Source organism: Streptomyces sp. NPDC054834, from assembly GCF_053611185.1.
The window spans coordinates 242,046-262,217 of the sequence record NZ_JBSGZV010000010.1; the positions used below are offsets into that span (position 1 = coordinate 242,046).

At 71.0% G+C, this 20,172-nt stretch carries 16 protein-coding genes and 1 pseudogene; 10 read left to right on the top strand and 7 right to left on the bottom strand.

Annotation, left to right across the window (positions count from 1 at the left end; translation table 11 throughout):
* Window positions 1–13 precede the first annotated feature (13 nt).
* From iolD to iolC, 4 genes are read right to left on the bottom strand one after another with little or no spacing between them, the layout of a single operon-like run.
* Window positions 14–1,906: a 3D-(3,5/4)-trihydroxycyclohexane-1,2-dione acylhydrolase (decyclizing) gene (gene iolD / locus ACWGJM_RS16875; protein ID WP_453412439.1), complete on the bottom strand. Its 1,893-nt coding sequence runs from the start codon at window positions 1,904–1,906 to the stop codon at window positions 14–16.
* On the bottom strand, window positions 1,903–2,718 hold the full coding sequence (iolB, locus tag ACWGJM_RS16880; protein WP_453412440.1) for a 5-deoxy-glucuronate isomerase: 816 nt from the start codon (window positions 2,716–2,718) through the stop codon (window positions 1,903–1,905). The genes iolD and iolB overlap by 4 nt, the downstream gene beginning before the upstream one ends.
* A 7-nt stretch (window positions 2,719–2,725) precedes the next feature.
* Window positions 2,726–3,655: a Cgl0159 family (beta/alpha)8-fold protein gene (locus tag ACWGJM_RS16885; protein ID WP_453412441.1), complete on the bottom strand. Its 930-nt coding sequence runs from the start codon at window positions 3,653–3,655 to the stop codon at window positions 2,726–2,728.
* Window positions 3,656–3,669: 14 nt separating this feature from the next.
* On the bottom strand, window positions 3,670–4,620 hold the full coding sequence (gene iolC / locus ACWGJM_RS16890) for a 5-dehydro-2-deoxygluconokinase (protein WP_453412465.1): 951 nt from the start codon (window positions 4,618–4,620) through the stop codon (window positions 3,670–3,672).
* A gap of 126 nt (window positions 4,621–4,746) precedes the next feature.
* Here iolC and ACWGJM_RS16895 point away from each other — a divergent pair, with 126 nt between their 5' ends.
* The 3 genes and pseudogenes from ACWGJM_RS16895 to ACWGJM_RS16905 all read left to right on the top strand — a co-directional run bounded on the left by ACWGJM_RS16895 (window position 4,747) and on the right by ACWGJM_RS16905 (window position 7,211).
* Window positions 4,747–5,664, top strand: a complete 918-nt coding sequence (locus ACWGJM_RS16895; protein ID WP_453412442.1) for a sugar phosphate isomerase/epimerase family protein — start codon at window positions 4,747–4,749, stop codon at window positions 5,662–5,664.
* A 150-nt stretch (window positions 5,665–5,814) separates the two neighbouring features.
* Window positions 5,815–6,606 (top strand): annotated as a pseudogene (locus tag ACWGJM_RS16900) (helix-turn-helix domain-containing protein); the annotation flags it as partial.
* Between the two features lie 404 nt (window positions 6,607–7,010).
* The gene (locus ACWGJM_RS16905) at window positions 7,011–7,211 is read left to right on the top strand and encodes a helix-turn-helix transcriptional regulator (RefSeq protein WP_453412443.1); all 201 of its coding nucleotides are present in this window, start codon (window positions 7,011–7,013) and stop codon (window positions 7,209–7,211) included.
* A 52-nt stretch (window positions 7,212–7,263) separates the two neighbouring features.
* On the opposite strand, the gene ACWGJM_RS16910 is transcribed toward ACWGJM_RS16905, so the two are convergent.
* Window positions 7,264–8,307: a zinc-dependent alcohol dehydrogenase family protein gene (locus tag ACWGJM_RS16910; protein WP_453412444.1), complete on the bottom strand. Its 1,044-nt coding sequence runs from the start codon at window positions 8,305–8,307 to the stop codon at window positions 7,264–7,266.
* Between the two features lie 250 nt (window positions 8,308–8,557).
* Between ACWGJM_RS16910 and ACWGJM_RS16915 the strand changes: the two genes are divergently transcribed.
* The 4 genes from ACWGJM_RS16915 (at window position 8,558) to ACWGJM_RS16930 (ending at window position 12,745) form a co-directional block, all read left to right on the top strand.
* A complete protein-coding gene (locus ACWGJM_RS16915) occupies window positions 8,558–9,076 on the top strand; it encodes a hypothetical protein (RefSeq protein WP_453412445.1) in 519 nt (172 codons plus the stop codon).
* 31 nt (window positions 9,077–9,107) lie between these two features.
* Entirely contained in the window at window positions 9,108–10,052 is a 945-nt protein-coding gene (locus ACWGJM_RS16920) for a PrsW family glutamic-type intramembrane protease (protein WP_453412446.1), read from the top strand.
* A 73-nt stretch (window positions 10,053–10,125) separates the two neighbouring features.
* A complete protein-coding gene (locus tag ACWGJM_RS16925) occupies window positions 10,126–10,365 on the top strand; it encodes a heavy-metal-associated domain-containing protein (protein WP_361453067.1) in 240 nt (79 codons plus the stop codon).
* Between the two features lie 82 nt (window positions 10,366–10,447).
* A complete protein-coding gene (locus ACWGJM_RS16930) occupies window positions 10,448–12,745 on the top strand; it encodes a heavy metal translocating P-type ATPase (protein ID WP_453412447.1) in 2,298 nt (765 codons plus the stop codon).
* An 824-nt stretch (window positions 12,746–13,569) separates the two neighbouring features.
* Here the strand turns inward: ACWGJM_RS16930 and ACWGJM_RS16935 are convergent.
* The gene (locus ACWGJM_RS16935; RefSeq protein WP_453412448.1) at window positions 13,570–14,859 is read right to left on the bottom strand and encodes a citrate synthase; all 1,290 of its coding nucleotides are present in this window, start codon (window positions 14,857–14,859) and stop codon (window positions 13,570–13,572) included.
* Between the two features lie 212 nt (window positions 14,860–15,071).
* The gene (gene recD2, locus ACWGJM_RS16940; RefSeq protein WP_453412449.1) at window positions 15,072–17,363 is read right to left on the bottom strand and encodes an SF1B family DNA helicase RecD2; all 2,292 of its coding nucleotides are present in this window, start codon (window positions 17,361–17,363) and stop codon (window positions 15,072–15,074) included.
* 53 nt (window positions 17,364–17,416) lie between these two features.
* On the opposite strand from recD2, the gene ACWGJM_RS16945 reads away from it, so the two are divergent.
* The 3 genes from ACWGJM_RS16945 to ACWGJM_RS16955 all read left to right on the top strand — a co-directional run.
* Entirely contained in the window at window positions 17,417–17,944 is a 528-nt protein-coding gene (locus ACWGJM_RS16945) for a hypothetical protein (protein WP_453412450.1), read from the top strand.
* 99 nt (window positions 17,945–18,043) lie between these two features.
* A complete protein-coding gene (locus ACWGJM_RS16950) occupies window positions 18,044–18,883 on the top strand; it encodes a GRP family sugar transporter (protein WP_453412451.1) in 840 nt (279 codons plus the stop codon).
* A 108-nt stretch (window positions 18,884–18,991) separates the two neighbouring features.
* Window positions 18,992–20,172 (top strand): MerR family transcriptional regulator (locus ACWGJM_RS16955; protein WP_453412452.1); only part of this gene is annotated, 1,181 nt, incomplete at its 3' end.

Here is a 20,172-nt window from a genome sequence, read left to right on the forward strand (position 1 = left end):
ACCGAGTACTCCTTCACAGATGGCGGCGTCGGGTCGAGACGTGCCGTTCGTACAGCTCACGTGCCTTGACCGCGGACGATCGGGTCGCGGTCTCGGCCACAGGAACATCCCACCAGGCCTGCGCCGGAGGCGCGCCCGACACTGTGTCTGCGGTTTGAGTCTCCACGTAGACACATGTGGGAGTGTCGGCGGCCCGCGCCTCGGCGAGCGCCGCGCGCAGGTCCCGTACGGTCTTCGCACGCAGCACCCGCATGCCGAGGCTGGCCGCGTTGGCGGCGAGGTCCACGGGCAGCGGGGCCCCGGTGAACGTGCCGTCCTCCGACGCGAAGCGGTAGGCGGTGCCGAACCGCTCGCCGCCGACCGTCTCCGACAGGCCGCCGATCGAGGCGTACCCGTGGTTCTGCACGAGCAGGATCTTGATCGCGATCCCCTCCTGCACCGCCGTGACGATCTCCGTCGGCATCATCAGATACGTCCCGTCACCGACCAGCGCCCAGACCGGCCGGTCCGGGGCCGCCATCTTCACACCGATCGCGGCCGGGATCTCGTAGCCCATGCAGGAGTAGCCGTACTCCAGGTGGTACTGGTCGCGCGACCGGGTGCGCCACAGTTTGTGCAGGTCGCCGGGGAGGGAGCCGGCCGCGTTGATGATCACGTCCGTCTCGTCGACGATCGCGTCCAGCGCGCCCAGCACCTGCGGCTGCGTCGGCCGTACGTCCGGCTCGTCGGCCTCGTAGCAGGCGTCGACGCGCTGCTCCCAGCGCTCCTTGTCCTCGGTGTACTCGGTGGCGTACGAGTCGGCGACCCGGTGGCCGTGCATCTGGAGTGCCTGGGTCAACTCCTGAAGGCCGCTGCGGGCGTCCGCGACCAGGGGCATGCCGGCGAGCTTGTGGCCGTCGAAGGGCGCGATGTTGAGGTTGAGGAAGCGGACGTCCGGGTTCTCGAAGAGGGTGCCGGAGGCGGTGGTGAAGTCGGTGTACCGGGTGCCCACGCCGATCACCAGGTCGGCGGTGCGGGCGAGTTCGTCGGCGGTCGCGGTGCCGGTGTGGCCGACGCCTCCGACGTCCTGGGGGTGGTCGTGGCGCAGGGAGCCCTTGCCGGCCTGGGTGGACGCGACCGGTATGCGGGTCGCCTCCGCGAACTCGGCGAGAGCCTCCTCGGCGCGGCTGTGGTGGACGCCGCCGCCCGCGATCACCAGGGGCCGGCGAGCGCCGAGGATCGCCTGTACGGCCTCGGCGTGTTCGGTCGGGTCGGCGCCCGGACGGCGTACCACCCAGACACGCTCGGCGAAGAACTCCTCGGGCCAGTCGTACGCCTCGGCCTGCACGTCCTGCGGCAGCGCGAGGGTCACCGCGCCCGTCTCCACCGGGTCGGTGAGCACGCGCATCGCCTGGAGGGCGGCCGGGATCAGGGCCTCGGGCCGGGTGATCCGGTCGAAGTAGCGCGACACCGGGCGCAGGCAGTCGTTGACCGACACGTCCCCCGCGTACGGCACCTCCAGTTGCTGGAGCACCGGGTCCGCCGGGCGGGTCGCGAAGACGTCGCCGGGCAGCAGCAGGACCGGGAGGTGATTGACGGTCGCCAGGGCGGCGCCGGTGACCAGGTTGGTCGCGCCGGGGCCGATGGAGGTCGTCACCGCGTGTGTGGACAGGCGGTTCGACTGACGCGCGTAGCCGACCGCCGCGTGCACCATGGACTGCTCGTTGCGGCCCTGGTGGTACGGCATGTCGCCGGCGTACTCGATGAGCGCCTGCCCGATGCCCGCCACGTTGCCGTGGCCGAAGATGCCCCAGGTGGCGTCGATCAGTCGCTGCCGTACGCCGTCCCGCTCCGTGTACTGGGCGGACAGGAAGCGGACGAGCGCCTGCGCGACCGTGAGCCTCGTCGTTGAGGTCTGCACCGTCATCGGTAACCCTCCGTATGGTCCGGGTGGAAGCAGATCCGCCACTCCCGCGTCTCGCCCGGACCGGCCATGACGTTCAGGTAGTACATGGCGTGGCCGGGCTGGGCGACGGACGGGCCGTGCCATCCGTCGGGGACGAGGACGGCGTCGCCGGTGCGGACCTCCGCGAGGACGTCCGATCCGCCCTCACGGGAGGGGAATACGCGCTGATAGCCGAAACCGTTCGGACCCTCGATCTCGAAGTAGTAGATCTCCTCCAGCTCCGCTTCCTCGCCGGGCCGGTGCTCGTCGTGCTTGTGCGGCGGGTACGAGGACCAGTGCCCGCCCGGGGTGATCACCTCGACGGCGATCAGCCGGTCGCAGCCGAACGAGTCGGCGGAGGCGAAGTTGCGCACCTGGCGGGCGCAGGTGCCGCTGCCGCGGTCTTCGACGGGGACCTCCGGCGCGGGGCCGTAGCGGGCGGGGAGTCGTCGCTCGCACTTCGCTCCTGCCAGGGCGAAGCGGCCTCCCGCGCCGGAGGCGATCTGGACCCGGGCGTCACGGGGCGCGTACACGAAGTCGGAGGCTCCGTCGAACACGCTGTCCCTGCCCAGGATTTGGAACTCCTCGTCCTCCACCCGCACCGTACAACCGCCGCTGAGCGGAAGCACGATCCATTCGCTGTCGCCGGTGGTGAACGTGTGTGTACCGCCGGGCGCCAGCTCGACCACGCGCAGGCTGCAATACGTCCAGCCGGCCCGCTTGGGGTCGATGTCGAGCACATACTGGGCGCCCGCGGTCGCGCCTTGGCGGAAGTGCAGGTCGTTGCTGGTCATGCGGCCCTCACAGCAGTCCTACGGCGGTGTCCACGGCGGCGGCCACATCGCCGTCCGCCGGGTACAGCAGCGAGCGGCCGACCACCAGACCGCACACGGTGGGGAGTTGGAGCGCGCCCCGCCACTTCTCGTAGGCGGCGTCCTGGTCCTCGGGCGAGTCGCCGATGTCGCCGCCGAGCAGTACGGCGGGCAGCGTGGAGGTCTCCATGACCCGCGCCATGTCATCGGGGTTCTCGGTGACCGGGACCTTCAGCCAGGTGTAGGCCGAACTGCCGCCCAGACCCGACGCGATGGCGATGGACTTGGTGACCGCGTCCGCGCTCAGGTCATTGCGCAGCCGGCCCTCGTCCGTGCGGCGGCTGATGAACGGCTCGACGAAGACCGGGAGCCGGCGGGCGGCCATCTCGTCGATGGCGCGGGCCGTGGACTCCAGGGTGGTCAGCGAGCCCGGGTCGTCGTAGTCGATGCGCAGCAGCAGCTTGCCCGCGTCGAAGCCCAGACGCTGGATGTCCTCGGGGCGGTGGCCGGTAAAACGGTCGTCGAGTTCGAAGGAGGCGCCCTGGAGACCACCGCGGTTCATCGAACCCATGACCACCTTGTGGTCGAGGGCGCCCAGCAGCAGCAGGTCGTCCAGGATGTCGGCGGTGGCCAGGACACCGTCCACGCCCGGCCGGGAGAGGGCCAGGCAGAGGCGTTCGAGGAGGTCGGCGCGGTTGGCCATGGCCAGCTTGCGGTCGCCGACGCCCAGGGCGCCGCGGGCCGGGTGGTCGGCGGCGACGATCATCAGGCGGCCGTGGTCGTTCACCAGCGGCCTGCGGGCGCGGCGGGCGGCGGCCTCGGCGATCGCCTCGGGGTGGTGGGTGCGGGTGTGGACCAGTGCGGAGACGTCCACCTTCGGAAGCCCGACGCCGTCCCCGCCGTCGTGCTGCGCCCCCATGACCCGGCCGGCCCTCACAGCACCGCTCCGGCTTCGAGGGCGGCGGCCACCTCGTCCTGGGTGGGCATCGCGGAGGAGCACTCCAGGCGGGAGGCGACGATGGCGCCGGCCGCGTTGGCGTGCCGCATGATCGTCTCCAGGTCCCAGCCGGCCAGCAGGCCGTGGCAGAGGGAGCCGCCGAAGGCGTCGCCGGCGCCGAGTCCGTTCAGGACGTTCACCGGGAGCGGCGGGACCTCGGCGGTGTCGCCGTCGCTGTTCACCGCGAGGACGCCCTTCGGTCCCTGCTTGACGACCGCGAGTTCCACACCTGCGTCGAGGAGCGCGCGGGCCGCGGCGTGCGGATCGCGCACCCCGGTCGCGACCTGCACCTCGTCGAGGTTGCCGACGGCGACCGTGGTGTGCCGCAGGGCCTCGGCGTAGAAGGGGCGGGCCGCGTCCGGGTCCGTCCAGAACATGGGCCGCCAGTCGAGGTCGAAGACCGTCGTGCCGGCCTTGGCCCGGTGGGCGAGCGCCGCGAGCGTCGCCGTACGGCTCGGCTCCTCGCTCAGCCCCGTACCGGTGACCCAGAAGACGCTCGCGTCACGGATGGCGTCCAGGTCGAGGTCGTGGGCGTCGATCTCCAGGTCGGGCGCCTTGGGCTGCCGGTAGAAGTACAGCGGGAAGTCGTCCGGCGGGAAGACCTCGCAGAAGGTGACCGGCGTGGGCAGCCCGGGGACCGGGGTGACCCAGCGGTCGTCGACGCCGAAGTCCCGCAGGGCCTCGTGCAGGTAGGTGCCGAAGGCATCGTCACCGGTCCGGGTGATCACGGCGGTGCTCCGGCCGAGGCGGGCCGCGGCGACCGCGACGTTGGTCGCGGACCCGCCGAGGAACTTGCCGAAGGACGACACCTGCGCGAGCGGTACACCGGTCTGCAACGGGTAGAGGTCCACCCCTATCCGCCCCATGGTGATCAGGTCGTACGCCATCCGGCTTCCCTTCGTCACGGCTCTCCCCCGGTTTGTAGCCCCGCACCCGGCAGCCTGTCAATGTTTTGTCCAGACATTCGGACCAGACCTTGACACGCGCTTTCCGGCGACCGCACGCTGACGGCCATGACGTCGTTGTCACCTCAAGCCCCACTGTCCCGCATCCGCATCGGATCGGCGCCCGACTCCTGGGGGGTCTGGTTCCCGGACGACCCCGTACAAGTACCCTGGCAGCGCTTTCTCGACGAGGTCGCCGGCTCCGGTTACGAGTGGATCGAACTGGGCCCCTACGGCTATCTGCCGACCGACCCGGACGTGCTCACCGAGGAGACGGCCCGGCGTGGCCTGAAGGTGTCGGCCGGCACGGTCTTCACGGGCCTGCACCACGGCGAGGCGGTCTGGGACAAGACCTGGGCGCACGTCTCGGACATCGCCGCGCTCACCCAGGCGATGGGCGCCTCCCACCTGGTGGTCATCCCGTCCTTCTGGCGCGACGACAAGACCGGCGAGGTGCTGGAGCCGGACACGCTCACCCCCGAGCAGTGGCGCAACCTGACCTCGCTGACCGAGCGGCTCGGGCGGGAGGTACGGGAACGCTACGGCCTGTCGATCGTCGTCCACCCGCACGCCGACACCCACATCGACAGCGAGGACAACGTCACCCGCTTCCTCGACGGCACCGACTCCTCACTGGTCTCGCTGTGCCTGGACACCGGGCACTACGCCTACTGCGGCGGCGACAGCGTCAAACTGATCGAGACCTACGGCGAACGGATCGGCTACCTCCACCTCAAGCAGGTCGACCCGGAGATCCTCGCGGACGTACGGGCGAACGGCACCCCGTTCGGCCCGGCGGTCGCCCAGGGCGTGATGTGCGAGCCCCCGGCGGGAGTGCCCGCGCTCGGCCCGGTCCTCGAGGCGGCTCAGAAACTGGACGTCGACCTGTTCGCGATCGTCGAGCAGGACATGTACCCGTGCGACCCGGACAAGCCCCTCCCGATCGCCCGGCGGACCCGGGCGTTCCTGAGGTCCTGCGGGGCGTAGCCGTCCTACCGTGGGCGCATGACGGCTGCGGTGCGTGCGGTACGGACTCGTTCGGGGCACGGGCCCGGCGGATCGTGGGAGACCGCGCTCTCGCGGCCGCATCCCCGGCTGCGGCCCGGTGTGATCGGCTACCGCGGGATCCGGCTCGCCCTGGACCGGCCGCGCCGCCGGCTGGAGGCGCCGATCGGGGCGGCGACGCTGCTGCTCGGCTTCGAGCAGCCCGTGCACATCTCCCGGGCGGGCCGGCCCGCGGCGACGCTCGTCTCGGTGTACTCCGGGCCGAACACCACCGCGGCCGTCGGCGAGCACGACGGGCGGCTGACCGGTATCGAGGTACTGCTCATGCCGTGGGCCGCGTTCACCCTGTTCGGCACCCCGCAGCACGAACTCGCCGACCTCGCCGTGGACCCCGACGACCTGCCGCACGCGCTCGCCGCCCGGCGGGACACCGGCCACTGGCGCAGCGTCCGTGAACTGGCCGCCGCGCTGGCCGCGTTACCGACCTGGACGGACCGGTTCGGACTGCTGGACGAGGTGTTCACCCGGTGGTCGGCGGCCGGGACGCCGAGTTCCGCCCGGGTGGTGCGGGCCTGGTCCGAGCTCGTGCGCACCGGCGGCGCGCTGCCGGTGCCCCGCCTTGCCGCCGAAGTCGGCTGGAGCGTACGGCACTTGGAGAACCGCTTCCGGGAACAGATCGGCCTCGGACCGAAGGCGGCGGCCCGGGTACTGCGCTTGCAGCGGGCCCGGCGGCTGCTGGCGGCGGGGCACGGCCAGGCGGAGACCGCGACGGTGTGCGGCTTCTACGACCAGGCCCACCTCAGCGGTGAGTTCAGGGCGATGACCGGCTGCACGCCCGGGGAGTTCACGGCGGCCCGGCGGTCACCGTCGACGGGGTCACCGGCGGCCGACCGGATGACGGGGGAGGCGACGAGCCTGCTGCTGGCACCGCCGCCCGGCCCGAGTTCGCTTTTTTCCAAGACCGCCGAGGACGGCCCGGGGCAGGCTGATCACCGAGCCGTCCGACCCCGGGGGAAGCGGGGAAGCCGGCGGGCCGGATCCGGCGCAGCGGGTCCGGCCCGCCCTCCGCCGGCCGGGCCGTCTCTCAACGCGCCCCGCCGACGCGCCCGCATAACGCCTTTCGTGTCACCTCTGTCACAAACTTTCGCACTCTGTCACACATGTCCCGTCTTCGCGGACCTCCCGTCACATCCCTTCGACAGACCCTCCCTGACGGTCACCGTGTGTCGTTCACCGGGCACAGGCTGGTGATCGCCAGCGCAGCGCCCGGCTCCACCGACGGCCGCCCCCCGGCCGCCGACCGCGGCGCGCGCGGGGAGGTGCAACTCATGACCGACCGAAGACTCTGGTCGTACAAGGAGATCGCGGCGCACATCCGGGTGCAGCCGGACACCGTACGGTCCTACCGCAAGCACGGGCTGCTGCCCCCGCCCGACCATGTGGAGGGCGGCAAGCCCTACTGGTACGCCGACACCGTCCGCGCCTGGGTCGCCTCCAGGCCCCGCAACCGCGGCCGGAACCAGACCTGAGCCCGTCCGTCCCGTGCCGTGCCCCGTCCCTCCTGGGTGGGGCACGCGGGTCTCAGCTCCACGGTTCGATGACCGTGACGCCCGCGCCCGGTGCCGTGTCCATCGCGGCGAGCGCGGCGGGGGCCGCGTCCAGCGGGATCGTCGACGTCACCAGCAGGTCGGGGCGCAGTACTCCCGCGCGGACCAGTTCCAGCATGCCCGGGTAGGCGTGGGCGGCCATGCCGTGGCTGCCGAGGAGTTCGAGCTCCAGGGCGATGGCGCGCGCCATGGGCACGGGGGTCGTGCCGTCGGGAGAGGGGAGCAGTCCGACCTGGATGTGCCTGCCGCGGCGGCGCAGCGAGCCGACGGAGGCCGCGCAGGTGACAGGGGATCCGAGCGCGTCGAGGGAGAGGTGGGCGCCACCGCCGGTCAGTTCACGGATCGCGGCGGCCGTGTCCCGCGTCCGCGCGGCATCCACGCACTGAGCCGCCCCGAACTTCCGCGCCAGCTCCAGCGCCGCCGGTGACACGTCGACGGCGACGACCCGCGCCCCCGACGCCGCCGCGATCATCACCGCCGACAGTCCCACGCCCCCGCAGCCGTGCACCGCGACCCACTCCCCCGCGGCCACGCGCCCCTGCTGCACCACCGCCCGGAAGGCCGTCGCGAACCGGCAGCCGAGCGAGGCCGCCGTCGCGTAGGACAGGTCGTCCGGCACGGCGACCAGGTTCACGTCGGCGTGCTCCAGCGCCACGTACTGCGCGAACGAGCCCCAGTGGTGGAAGCCGGGCTGGGTCTGCCGCTCGCACACCTGCTGGTCGCCGGCCGCGCAGGCGGGACAGCTTCCGCAGGCGCAGACGAAGGGCACGGTGACCCGGTCACCGGGGCGCCAGCCGGTCACCCGGTCGCCGACCGCCTCCACGGTCCCGGCGAGTTCGTGGCCGGGCACGTGCGGCAGCGTGATGTCCGGGTCGTGGCCCATCCAGCCGTGCCAGTCGCTGCGGCACAGGCCGGTGGCCTCGACACGCACCACGACGCCGTGCTCGGCGGGCTCCGGATCCGGCACCTCCTGCACCTCGGCCGGCTCTCCGTACCGCTCGAACACCACAGCGCGCATCCGTCTTCGCCCTCGCCTTCCGTGCGACCGCCCGCGGGCAGACCGACCGCGGGCCACCGCGAACGCTAGCCCCTGTCCAACTGCGCGCGTCGATCTTGTCCCGTTCCTCCTCGGACTCGGTGGCGGGCCGGACCGCCTCGCCCTCGCCGAGCCCGAACCGTTCGTGCAGCCGTCGCAGGGGGCCGGCGCCCACCAGGTCGCGCGGCCGGCGAGCCGCATGATCGCCGGGACCAGCAGGCTACGGACGGCCATGGCGTCCATCAGCACCGCCGGCGCGATACCGAGGCCGAGCATCTCGGTGTTGGTCACCCGGGAGGTGCCGATCGCGGCCACCCCGCTGGAGGAGGCCGTGGGCGCCGCCGTCGACCGGTTCGTCGCCTTCAACACCGAGCAGCCGGTGTTCTTCGCGCTGATGCACGGCCCCGACATCCCGGGCCGGATCGCCGAGGAGCACGACGCCCTGCACGCCACCCTGGTCGGTCGCACCGATGGCCTGCTCGCCGTCCTCCTGGCCGACGCCTCCCCCGCCGAACTCACGCGCACGGCCCACGTCTGCCTCGGCATGTACAAGGCGGGCCTGGAACTGGTCCTCGCCCACGACGGCGCCGAGCGCGCGGCGTACGTCCGCGAGCTGAAGCACGTACTGGTCCGCTACCCCGCCCCCCCCCCTTGTCGGCGACCGGCTCGGCCGCGCGGACGCCACCGGCACGGACACCACCGGCCTTCCCCGGACTGCGACATAAAGGTCACCTGCATAGGGTTCGGGTAAATCGCCCAGCAGAAGCCCGAGGGGGACTGCCGTGACCTACCCGCCGCCCGGCGCCCCCCGCGCCCGCATCCCCGGCCCGCAGCAACCCCCTCCCCCGTACCCGCGGATTCGCGCGGGCCTGTGGCGACGCTGCCTGTGCGGCGGGCTGGCCGTGTGGGCGCTGACCGGGCTGGTGACGTACGCGACGGCGGACACCACACTCCTGCCCACCGTCATCCTGCTCGGCGGCTTCCTCCTCCCCGTCACCTTCGTGCTGTGGGCGTACGAACGGCACGTCCGCGACCTGGGCGTCAGCGCGGTCCTCGGCTGCTTCCTGGCCGGCGGCGCGCTCGGCGTGCTGGGCGCGTCGGTGACGGAGCACCACCTGCTCCACCCCTCACTGCGGATGTTCGCCGGTGTCGGACTGACCGAAGCGGTCAAGCTCGGCGCGCTGGCGTTCGTACTGCGCCGGCTGCCCGGGATCCACGGCATGCGCGCCGGGCTCGTCCTGGGCGCGGCCGTCGGCTGCGGCTTCGCGGCCTTCGAGGGCTCCGGCCACGTCTTCGACACGGCCCTGTCCGCCGACGGCCTCGACCTGCGGACCCTGCTGGAGACCGAGATCCTGCGCGGGATGCTCGCACCGCTCGGGCACGGCCTGTGGACCGCGATCGCGGGCGGCGCCCTGCTCGCGCACCGCCGGCCGAACGGCCGTTTCCGTCTGGGCGGACCGGTCCTCGGCGCCTGGCTCGGCGCCGGCCTGCTGCACACGCTGTGGGACTCCACCCACGGCGTCGCCCTCTGGCTGGTGACCCAGCTGGCCGGGCCGTACCCGGCCCGGCAGCTGTCCGCGCAGGGGTACGTCCCCCGGCCGACGGCCGTACAGGAGCACCTCCTGGCGGTGTTCTCGGTCGGCGGACTGGTACTCGTCTCCCTCCTGGGCATCGCCCGGGTGCGCTCGCTGGCGCGCCGCGGCACCTCTTGGATAAATACCCCCTAGGGGTATAGTCTCAAGAATGCAGGCCCCACTGTGGGCCTCGTCGGCCCCACCAGTCACGACGAGGAGTAATGACATGACCGCCCCGACCGACACCCCGGGCTCCGTCACCACCGTCTACAAGGTGAGCGGGATGAGCTGTGGACACTGCGAGGGCTCCGTCTCCGGTGAGATCTCCGAAATTCCCGGCGTCACCTCGGTGAAGGCCGTCGCGTCGACCGGCGAGGTCACCGTCGTCTCCACCGCCCCGCTCGACGAGGAGGCCGTCCGCGCCGCCGTCGACGAGGCCGGCTTCGAGCTCGCGGGCCGCGCCTGATCTCCGTTCACTCTCCGACCGGGCCGTACCGACCAGCTGATACTGGCTCCGTGCGGCCCGGTCCGTCGTCTGGAGTCCGGACATGACCAGCACCACCACCGCAGAGACAGCCATAGGCGCGCCCTCGGGTACGGCAACGGACGTCTCCGAGGTCGAACTGCTCATCGGCGGGATGACCTGCGCCTCCTGCGCCGCCCGCGTCGAGAAGAAGCTCAACCGCATGGACGGCGTGAGCGCCACGGTGAACTACGCCACCGAGAAGGCGAAGGTCGCCTACCCCCCGGGGGTCCAGGTCGCCGACCTGATCGCCACCGTGGTGAAGACCGGGTACACGGCCGAGGAGCCCGCGCCGCCGGAGCCCGCCGAGGACCACACACCCGCCGAGACCGAGCAGGACCCCGAACTGGCCGCACTGCGCCAACGGCTCGCGGTCTCCGCCGCGCTCGCCCTTCCCGTGGCCCTGCTCGCCATGATCCCCGCGCTCCAGTTCGACAACTGGCAGTGGCTCTCACTCACGCTCGCCTCACCGGTCGTCGCCTGGGGCGGATGGCCGTTCCACCGGGCCGCCTGGACCAACGCCCGGCACGGCGCCGCCACCATGGACACGCTCGTCTCCGTCGGCACGCTCGCCGCGTACGGCTGGTCGCTGTGGGCGCTGTTCCTCGGCAACGCGGGCATGCCCGGCATGCACGACGAGTTCCGGTTCACCCCCGGAGCGGTAGCGACCGATGTCACAGCCCGCATGGACGGCGCCTCCACCATCTACCTCGAGGTGGCCTCCGGAGTCGTCGCCCTGATCCTCCTCGGCCGCTACCTGGAGGCCCGCTCCAAGCGGCGCGCGGGAGCCGCACTGCGGGCGCTGATGGAGCTGGGCGCCAAGGACGTCGCCGTTCTGCGGGACGGCCGCGAGGTGCGTGTACCGGTGGCCTCCCTGGCCGTCGGCGACCGGTTCGTGGTCCGCCCCGGCGAGAAGATCGCCACCGACGGCACGGTGGTCGAGGGCGTCTCCGCGGTCGACGCCGCCATGCTGACCGGCGAGTCGGTGCCGGTGGACGTCGGCCCCGGATCCGCCGTGACGGGTGCGACGGTGAACGCGGGGGGCCGGCTGGTCGTCACGGCCACCCGGGTCGGCGCCGACACCCAGCTCGCCCGGATGGCGAGGCTGGTGGAGGACGCGCAGAACGGCAAGGCCGAGGTGCAGCGCCTGGCGGACCGCATCTCGGCGGTCTTCGTACCCGTCGTCATCCTCATCGCGCTCGGCACCTTCGCGGTGTGGCTGGGCGTCACCGGTGACACCGCCGCCGCCTTCACGGCCGCCGTCGCCGTACTGATCATCGCCTGCCCATGCGCGCTCGGCCTCGCGACGCCGACCGCCCTGATGGTCGGCACCGGGCGCGGCGCGCAGCTCGGCATCCTCATCAAGGGTCCGGAGGTGCTGGAGTCCACGCGCCGCGTCGACACGGTCGTCCTGGACAAGACCGGCACCGTCACCACCGGCCGTATGACGCTCCAGGAGGTGTACGTCGCCGAAGGCACCGACAAGGACGAGGTGCTGCGGCTCGCCGGAGCCCTGGAGCACGCCTCCGAGCACCCGGTCGCCCGGGCGATCACCGCGGGCGCCGAGGAGCGGGTCGGGCCGCTGCCGGCGGCCGAGCACTTCGAGAACGTCCCCGGGCGGGGCGTGCGCGGGCGTGTGGCGGGCCGCGAGGTGACCGTGGGGCGACTCCCCGAGAACACGGACGATGTACCGGAGGAGTTGGCCGCCGCCCGCTCCCGGGCCGAGCAGGAGGGCCGTACGGCCGTCGTGGTCGGCTGGGACGGGGTGGCACGCGGTGTCCTGGCCGTCGCCGACGCCGTCAAGGAGACCAGCGCCGAGGCAGTGCGCGAGCTGCGCGCGCTGGGCCTGACGCCGGTGCTGCTGACCGGTGACAACCGGACGGTGGCCGAGGCGGTCGCGCGGGCCGTGGGCATCGAGGAGGTCGTCGCCAAGGTACTGCCCGAGGGCAAGGTGGACGTCGTACGGCGGCTTCAGGGCGAGGGGCGGACCGTCGCCATGGTCGGCGACGGGGTCAACGACGCGGCCGCGCTCGCCGCCGCCGACCTGGGCCTGGCCATGGGGACGGGCACGGACGCGGCGATCGAGGCGGGCGACCTGACCCTCGTGCGCGGGGACCTTCGGGTGGCGGCGGACGCGATCCGGCTGGCACGGCGTACCCTGGCTACGATCAAGGGCAACCTGGTGTGGGCCTTCGGCTACAACGTGGCCGCGCTGCCGCTGGCCGCGGCGGGGCTGCTGAACCCGATGATCGCGGGCGCCGCGATGGCCTTCTCCTCGGTGTTCGTGGTGACCAACAGTCTGCGGCTGCGGACGTTCCACTGAGCCCCACAAAGTTACTCCGGGGTTCCGGCGGTCGAAGTAGGAGTCCCCCTAGAGTCCGACGCGCACCTCACATAAGCTCTTCACAAGGCTCGCGCATCATCCTTACGCTTGAGTCCCGATCGACGTATCGGGGCTCTTGCGTATCTATCGGACATATGCAAGAGACACAGATCACAGTGATGCGAACGTAACCATCGAAGGGGTTCGAAGGTCTAAGTTGGCGATGTCAGACCAGCGTCTTGGGGGGCGCTGACTGGCATCTGGGGATGTCTTGGGGGACTTCCTCAGAGATGCGTTGCCGGGGCACGTACACCGGGAAGCTTTGAGCGGCCCTCCCTACGTGCGTTGTCCCGGCAGATCGCACCGCATCACTGGAGTACGACGGGTTTTGCTCGTTGTGCTCAGACAGCGATTCAGGCGCTGTCCTCTCCGAGCGCCCGGCCGGATCCCGTGGGGGGAATCCGCACCGGGACATGGGAAGGCGCCCTGGTCGTCGGCCCGTGGGGGGACCGGCGACTCAGGGCGCCTTCTGCTGTGCGCTGTCAGGCATCCAGGCACCGTCGGGCACCTGCGCGCCATCAGGCGTCCGAGAGGCTCGCGCACTCCCGGACGCCGGGGAAGAAGCTCAGCGCTCCTCGACCGGAACGAAGTCCCGCTCCACCACACCGGTGGCCGTGCCGACCCGGGGGACAACCCCCGGACCCCCGGCCACCGCCACGGAACCACCGCGTTCCCACGCCAACACAACCCGGTGAGCACCCAGCCCCACCAGACGCACCACCACGACGGAACACCGAGAACCCGGCGCCCCACACCGGCAGGTGTCAGCGCTCCTCGACCGGAACGAAGTCCCGCTCCACCACACCGGTGTAGATCTGGCGCGGACGGCCGATGCGGGAACCCGGCTCCTTGATCATTTCCTGCCACTGGGCGATCCAGCCCGGCAGGCGGCCGAGGGCGAACAGGACCGTGAACATCTCGGTCGGGAAGCCCATGGCCCGGTAGATCAGACCGGTGTAGAAGTCCACGTTCGGGTAGAGGCTGCGCGAGACGAAGTAGTCGTCGGAGAGCGCGTGCTCCTCCAGCTTCAGCGCGATGTCCAGCAGCTCGTCGGACTTGCCGAGGGCGGACAGCACGTCGTGCGCGGCGGCCTTGATGATCTTGGCGCGCGGGTCGAAGTTCTTGTAGACCCGGTGGCCGAAGCCCATCAGACGGACGCCGTCCTCCTTGTTCTTCACCTTGCGGATGAAGGAGTCGACGTCGCCGCCGGAGTCCCGGATGCCCTCGAGCATCTCCAGCACGGACTGGTTGGCACCGCCGTGCAGCGGGCCCCACAGCGCGTTGATGCCGGCCGAGATGGACGCGAACATGTTCGCCTGGGACGAACCCACCAGACGGACCGTCGACGTCGAACAGTTCTGCTCGTGGTCGGCGTGCAGGATGAGCAGCTTGTCGAGCGCGGAGACCACGGTCGGGTCGAGCTCGTACTCCTGCGCCGGCACCGAGAAGGTCATGCGCAGGAAGTTCTCGACGTAGGAGAGGTCGTTGCGCGGGTAGACGAACGGGTGACCGATCGACTTCTTGTACGCGTACGCCGCGATCGTCGGAAGCTTGGCGAGCAGGCGGATGGTGGAGAGGTTGCGCTGCTTCTCGTCGAACGGGTTGTGGCTGTCCTGGTAGAACGTGGACAGCGCCGAGACCACCGAGGACAGCATGGCCATCGGGTGGGCGTCGCGCGGGAAGCCCCGGTAGAAGTTCTTGACGTCCTCATGCAGCAGGGTGTGCCGCGTGATGTCGTTCTTGAACGTGGTGAGCTCGTCGACGGTCGGCAGCTCACCGTTGATCAGCAGGTAGGCCACCTCCAGGAACGTGGAGCGCTCGGCCAGCTGCTCGATCGGGTAGCCGCGGTACCGGAGGATGCCCGCCTCGCCGTCGAGGTAGGTGACGGCGGATTTATAGGCGGCCGTGTTGCCGTAACCGCTGTCCAGGGTCACCAGACCGGTCTGGGCGCGGAGCTTGCCGATGTCGAAGCCCTTGTCGCCGACGGTGCTGTCGATCACCGGGTAGGTGTACTCGCCGTCGCCGTACCGCAGTACTACAGAGTTGTCGCTCACGTCTTCCCTCACCGACGTAGTGCCTCTTCTTCGAGGTGCCCTGACTGTCTCTACCATCCCCCATTTGGCTCAGGAGAGTGCACTCGGGGTCGACCATTGGGCCTACTGGCGGCACTCAGTGCCGCCAACCTGCTCATCCTGCCCCCTCGGTCCAGCATCTGGAAGTGCTCTGTGACCTTCACGACTCATTTGATCGATCATTTTTCGGGATGTCAGGTCCGTCCGGCTCCATGGAGCCTGAAGTCGAGTGCCGTACAGCGTCTCCCCGCCGACACCGTGCGCACCGCCTGGCCGATCGCCTTGCGCGAACCGACGAGGACCACCAGCCTCTTGGCGCGGGTGACCGCCGTGTAGAGCAGATTGCGCTGGAGCATCATCCACGCGCCGGTGGTGACCGGGATCACCACCGCCGGATACTCACTGCCCTGCGAACGGTGGATGGTCACCGCGTACGCATGGGCCAGCTCGTCCAGTTCATCGAACTCATACGGAACCTCCTCGTCCTCGTCCGTCAGCACCATCAGGCGCTGATCGACCGGGTCGAGCGAGGTGACCACGCCCACGGTGCCGTTGAAGACTCCGTTCTTGCCCTTCTCGTAATTGTTGCGGATCTGGGTGACCTTGTCGCCGACACGGAAGACCCGGCCGCCGAACCGCTTCTCGGGCAGGTCGGGGCGGCCCGGGGTGATGGCCTGCTGGAGCAGACCGTTGAGGGTGCCGGCGCCCGCCGGGCCGCGGTGCATGGGCGCGAGGACCTGCACGTCCCGGCGCGGGTCGAGGCCGAACTTGGCCGGAATGCGCCGGGCCGCGACATCCACCGTGAGCCGGCCGGCCTCCTCCGTGTCGTCCTCGACGAAGAGGAAGAAGTCCTTCATGCCGTCCGTGACCGGGTGCTGCCCGGAGTTGATCCGGTGCGCGTTCGTCACCACCCCCGACTGCTGGGCCTGGCGGAACACCCGGGTGAGGCGCACGGCCGGAACCGGGCTCCCCTCGGCGAGCAGATCGCGCAGCACCTCGCCCGCGCCGACGCTGGGCAGCTGGTCGACGTCCCCGACGAAGAGGAGGTGGGCGCCGGGCGGGACCGCCTTCACCAGCTTGTTGGCGAGCAACAGGTCCAGCATGGACGCCTCGTCCACGACCACCAGATCGGCATCGAGCGGACGGTCCCTGTCGTAGGCCGCGTCACCGCCCGGCTTCAGCTCCAGCAGACGGTGCACCGTGGAGGCCTCGGCCCCGGTCAGCTCCGCCAGCCGCTTGGCGGCCCGGCCGGTGGGCGCGGCGAGCAGTACCTTCGCCTTCTTCGCGCGGGCCAGCTCCACGACCGAACGGACGGTGAAGGACTTGCCGCAGCCGGGACCACCGGTCAGTACGGCCACCTTCTCGGTGAGCGCCAGCTTCACCGCGGCCTCCTGCTCGGGCGCCAGCTCCGCCCCCGTACGACCCTTCAGCCAGCCCAGCGCCTTGTCCCAGGCCACGTCCCGGAACCCCGGCATCCGGTCCTCGTCCGTCCGCAGCAGACGCAACAGCTGCCCGGCGAGGGAGAGTTCTGCCCGGTGGAAGGGCACGAGGTAGACGGCCGTGACCGATTCCGAGTCGCCGTTGGGGCCGGGCACCTTCTCCCGTACGACCCCCGGGTCCTCGCCCTCCTCCGCAGGCTCCGCCAGCTCGGCGAGGCACTCGATGACGAGACCGGTGTCGACCTGGAGCAGCTTCACGGCGTCGGCGATCAGCCGCTCCTCCGGCAGGAAGCAGTGCCCCTGATCGGCGGACTGCGACAGCGCGTACTGAAGGCCCGCCTTCACCCGCTCCGGGCTGTCGTGCGGGATGCCGACCGACTGGGCGATCTTGTCCGCGGTGAGGAAGCCGATGCCCCAGACATCGGCGGCGAGCCGGTACGGCTGGTTCTTGACGACGGAGATCGAGGCGTCCCCGTACTTCTTGTAGATCCGCACCGCGATGGACGTGGACACCTCGACGGTCTGGAGGAAGAGCATGACCTCCTTGATCGCCTTCTGCTCCTCCCAGGCGTCGGCGATCTTCTTGGTCCGCTTCGGCCCGAGCCCGGGCACCTCGATGAGCCGCTTCGGCTCCTCCTCGATGACCGTCAGGGTGTCCAGCCCGAAGTGCTGCGTGATCCGATCGGCGAAGACCGGCCCGATGCCCTTGACCAGCCCCGATCCGAGGTAGCGGCGGATGCCCTGGACCGTGGCGGGCAGCACGGTCGTGTAGTTCTCGACGGTGAACTGCTTGCCGTACTGGGGATGGGACCCCCAGCGTCCCTCCATGCGCAGGGACTCCCCCACCTGGGCACCGAGCAGCGCGCCGACCACCGTGAGGAGATCACCACCACCCCGGCCGGTGTCCACGCGGGCGACCGTGTAGCCGTTCTCCTCATTGGCGTACGTGATCCGCTCCAGCACGCCTTCGAGCACGGCGAGCCGCCGTTCGCCCGAGGGGTTCGTGGAGTTCGTGGGGTTCGTGGGGATCCCCGCCTGTTGAGCCATGATCCGACGGTACCGGTGGGGTGTGACACTGGGCACTGCTACCGTGCGTGCCCATGACAGGAGCCGACTGCACGGGCGCGGACGAGGACACGGTCGAGGAGTTCCACACCCGCATCGAGGCCGCCGTCGCCGGGACGCCGTACCGCCGTCGCCGAACGGAGTGGGGCTTCGAACTGACCGTGGACGTCAACGCCCCGCAATGGCAGGAGCTGTTGACCCGGCACCGGGTCGACCAGGTGCACACCTACCGCGTCGCGCTGCGCCCGCAGGAGAAGGCCTTCACGATGACGGACGTCGTCCGCACCGTCGAGTACGAGGCGGGCCTGGGCGGCGTGCGCCTGGGCAAGACGGTGTCCACCGGCCGGAGCGTGTACGTCAGCAAGACCTGGAGCCCGGACGGCACCCAGCAGTACAGCTTCTCCTCCGCCGAGGGCCACCGCCTGATCCGGGGCGTGGCCCGGGAACTGGGCTGGCGGGAGATCAAGCCCACCAGCGTGAAGATCGCCATCGGCTTCGGGATCTTCGGCGGCGTGATCGCCGTGGGCACCCTCATCACGCTTGCGGCTGTGTTCTGGCTCTGAGGGGCTTTGGCCCTGAGGGGCTTTCGACCTCTGGGCCGCAACGTGATCCGGACCCCCACCGGGCGTTGGCCCCTCCTAATTCAGGGCACCTGTGAGCGAATGGGTGCCCTTCTCGCGCTGGCCTCCGCCTTGTGCTACGGCATCGTCGACTTCGCCGGCGGGGTCCTGTCCCGCCGTGTCCCCTTCACCGCGGTGACTTTTCTCGGTCAGCTCGGCGGGCTGCTGTTCGCCGTGGGGGCCGCCTTCCTCGTCCCGGCCTCCTCCGTTCACCTGGCTGACCTCTGCTGGGGAGCCATGTCCGGTATCGGCAGCGCCGCCGCAATGCTGTTGCTCAACCGTGGACTGAGCCGCGGTGCGATGAGCGTGGTGATGCCCGTGAGCGCCGTCACGTCCGTAGCCCTTTCCGTACTGGGCGGAGTTCTCGTCCTCGGTGATCGCCCCACACCTTTGGCCTGGACGGGCATCGCTGTCACGGTGCCCGCCCTGTGGCTCGTCTCCGGCGGCAGGAGCACCTCCCCCGACGAGCCGGACGCGACCATGGGCCGAGGCACCTCGGACGGCCTGTTGGCGAGCATCGGGGTCGCCGTGCAGTACTTGGCACTCGCGCAAGCCGGTCCCTCGAGCGGGCTGTGGCCAGTGGCCGCAGGCCGTCTCGCCGCCGTCGCGGTACTACTGCCGACTGCGGTACGCCACCTGCGAGTTCCCGCGATACGCGGTGCCCAGGCGGTCCTGACCGGAGCGGGCGCGGCCCTGGCCCTGATTCTGTACCTGCTTGCGACTCAACGGCAGATGCTCGCGGTCGCCGTCGTCCTCGCCTCCCTGTACCCGGCCCTGCCCGTGATCCTGGGACTCTCCGTGCTGCACGAGCGGGTCGACCGGCGCCAGGTCGCCGGCCTGCTGGGCGCGGCGGCGGCCACCGTGCTGCTCGCAGTCGGCTGAGCTTCCTGCGACCTTGAGTCTCCAGTGACTGGAGACAGCAGAGTTGGGGACATGGACGTTACGACCCTCTGCTCGATCGGGGAGCTTTCCCGGCGGACCGGCTTGCCCGTGAGGACCATCCGGTTCTACTCCGATTCGGGGGTGGTAGCGCCGACCACCCGAAGTCCCGCCGGTTATCGACTCTACGACCTCGACGCGCTGCTTCGTCTGGAACTCCTCCGCACACTGCGCGAGCTGGGCATGGACCTGGCCACGATTCAACGGGTACTGGACCGCGAGCTCTCGGTGGCGGAAGTCGCCGCGGCTCACGCCGACGCCATGGACGTCCAGATCCGGGTGCTGCAACTGCGTCGGAGCGTTCTGCGAGTCGCGGCCAGACACGGATCCAACCCCGAGGAGATCAAGCTCATGCACAGGCTCACGCAGTTGTCCGGCGAGGAACACCGGCGTCTGATCGACGATTTCATGGAGGGCACCTTCGGCACAGTGGATGCCGACCCGGCCGCGGTGGCAATGGTTCGCGCTGCCACTCCCGACCTCCCCGATGATCCGTCCAGCGAGCAGGTCGCCGCGTGGGTGGAGCTCGCCGAGCTGGTCGGCGACCAGGACTTCCGGGCCCAAATGCGCCGTCTGACCATGCGTCAGGCCGCCGGGCGCACGCTCGACATCGAGAGCGAGGCCGGCGAGGAACTGATGAAGTTCACCCGTCAGAAGGTGGCCGAGGCCATGGAGTCGGGCATCGACCCGCTCAGCAGCAGGGCCGCACCCGTCATCGACGACCTTGATGAGGCCCCCAGTGGCACCCGTCGCCGCCCCACGCCCCGCGCACGCCACCGCCACACCGCCCCGGAGCCCCGCCCCCACCCACCGCCCGCCCATCCCACACACCGAGCGCACCCCCACCCCACCCACCGCAAGCCGCCAATCCAGCCCGGCGTGCCGCCCCTCGCCCGACGCGCACCCCACCCCCCACCCACCGATCGCCGCCAAGCCCACCCGGCGTGCCGCCACCCCCACCCGGCGTGCCGCCACCCCCACCCGACGCGCACCCCAGCCCCCCACCCACCGCAAGCCGCCAATCCCACCCGGCGTGCAGGCGAGGCGCCACCGCGCCCCCGTACCGGCGGCCACACCCCCAACCCACCCAGGGGCCCACGCCCCCCAACCCCGCCCCACAGCCCAACCCACGCAAGGGCCCCACCCACCCCGGCCACCGCCCTTCCCAGGCCGCCCGCTCGCTTCTCACCCGTGCTGGAGCGAGCCGAGTCAAGGGTCGGCCGCAAGGCCGA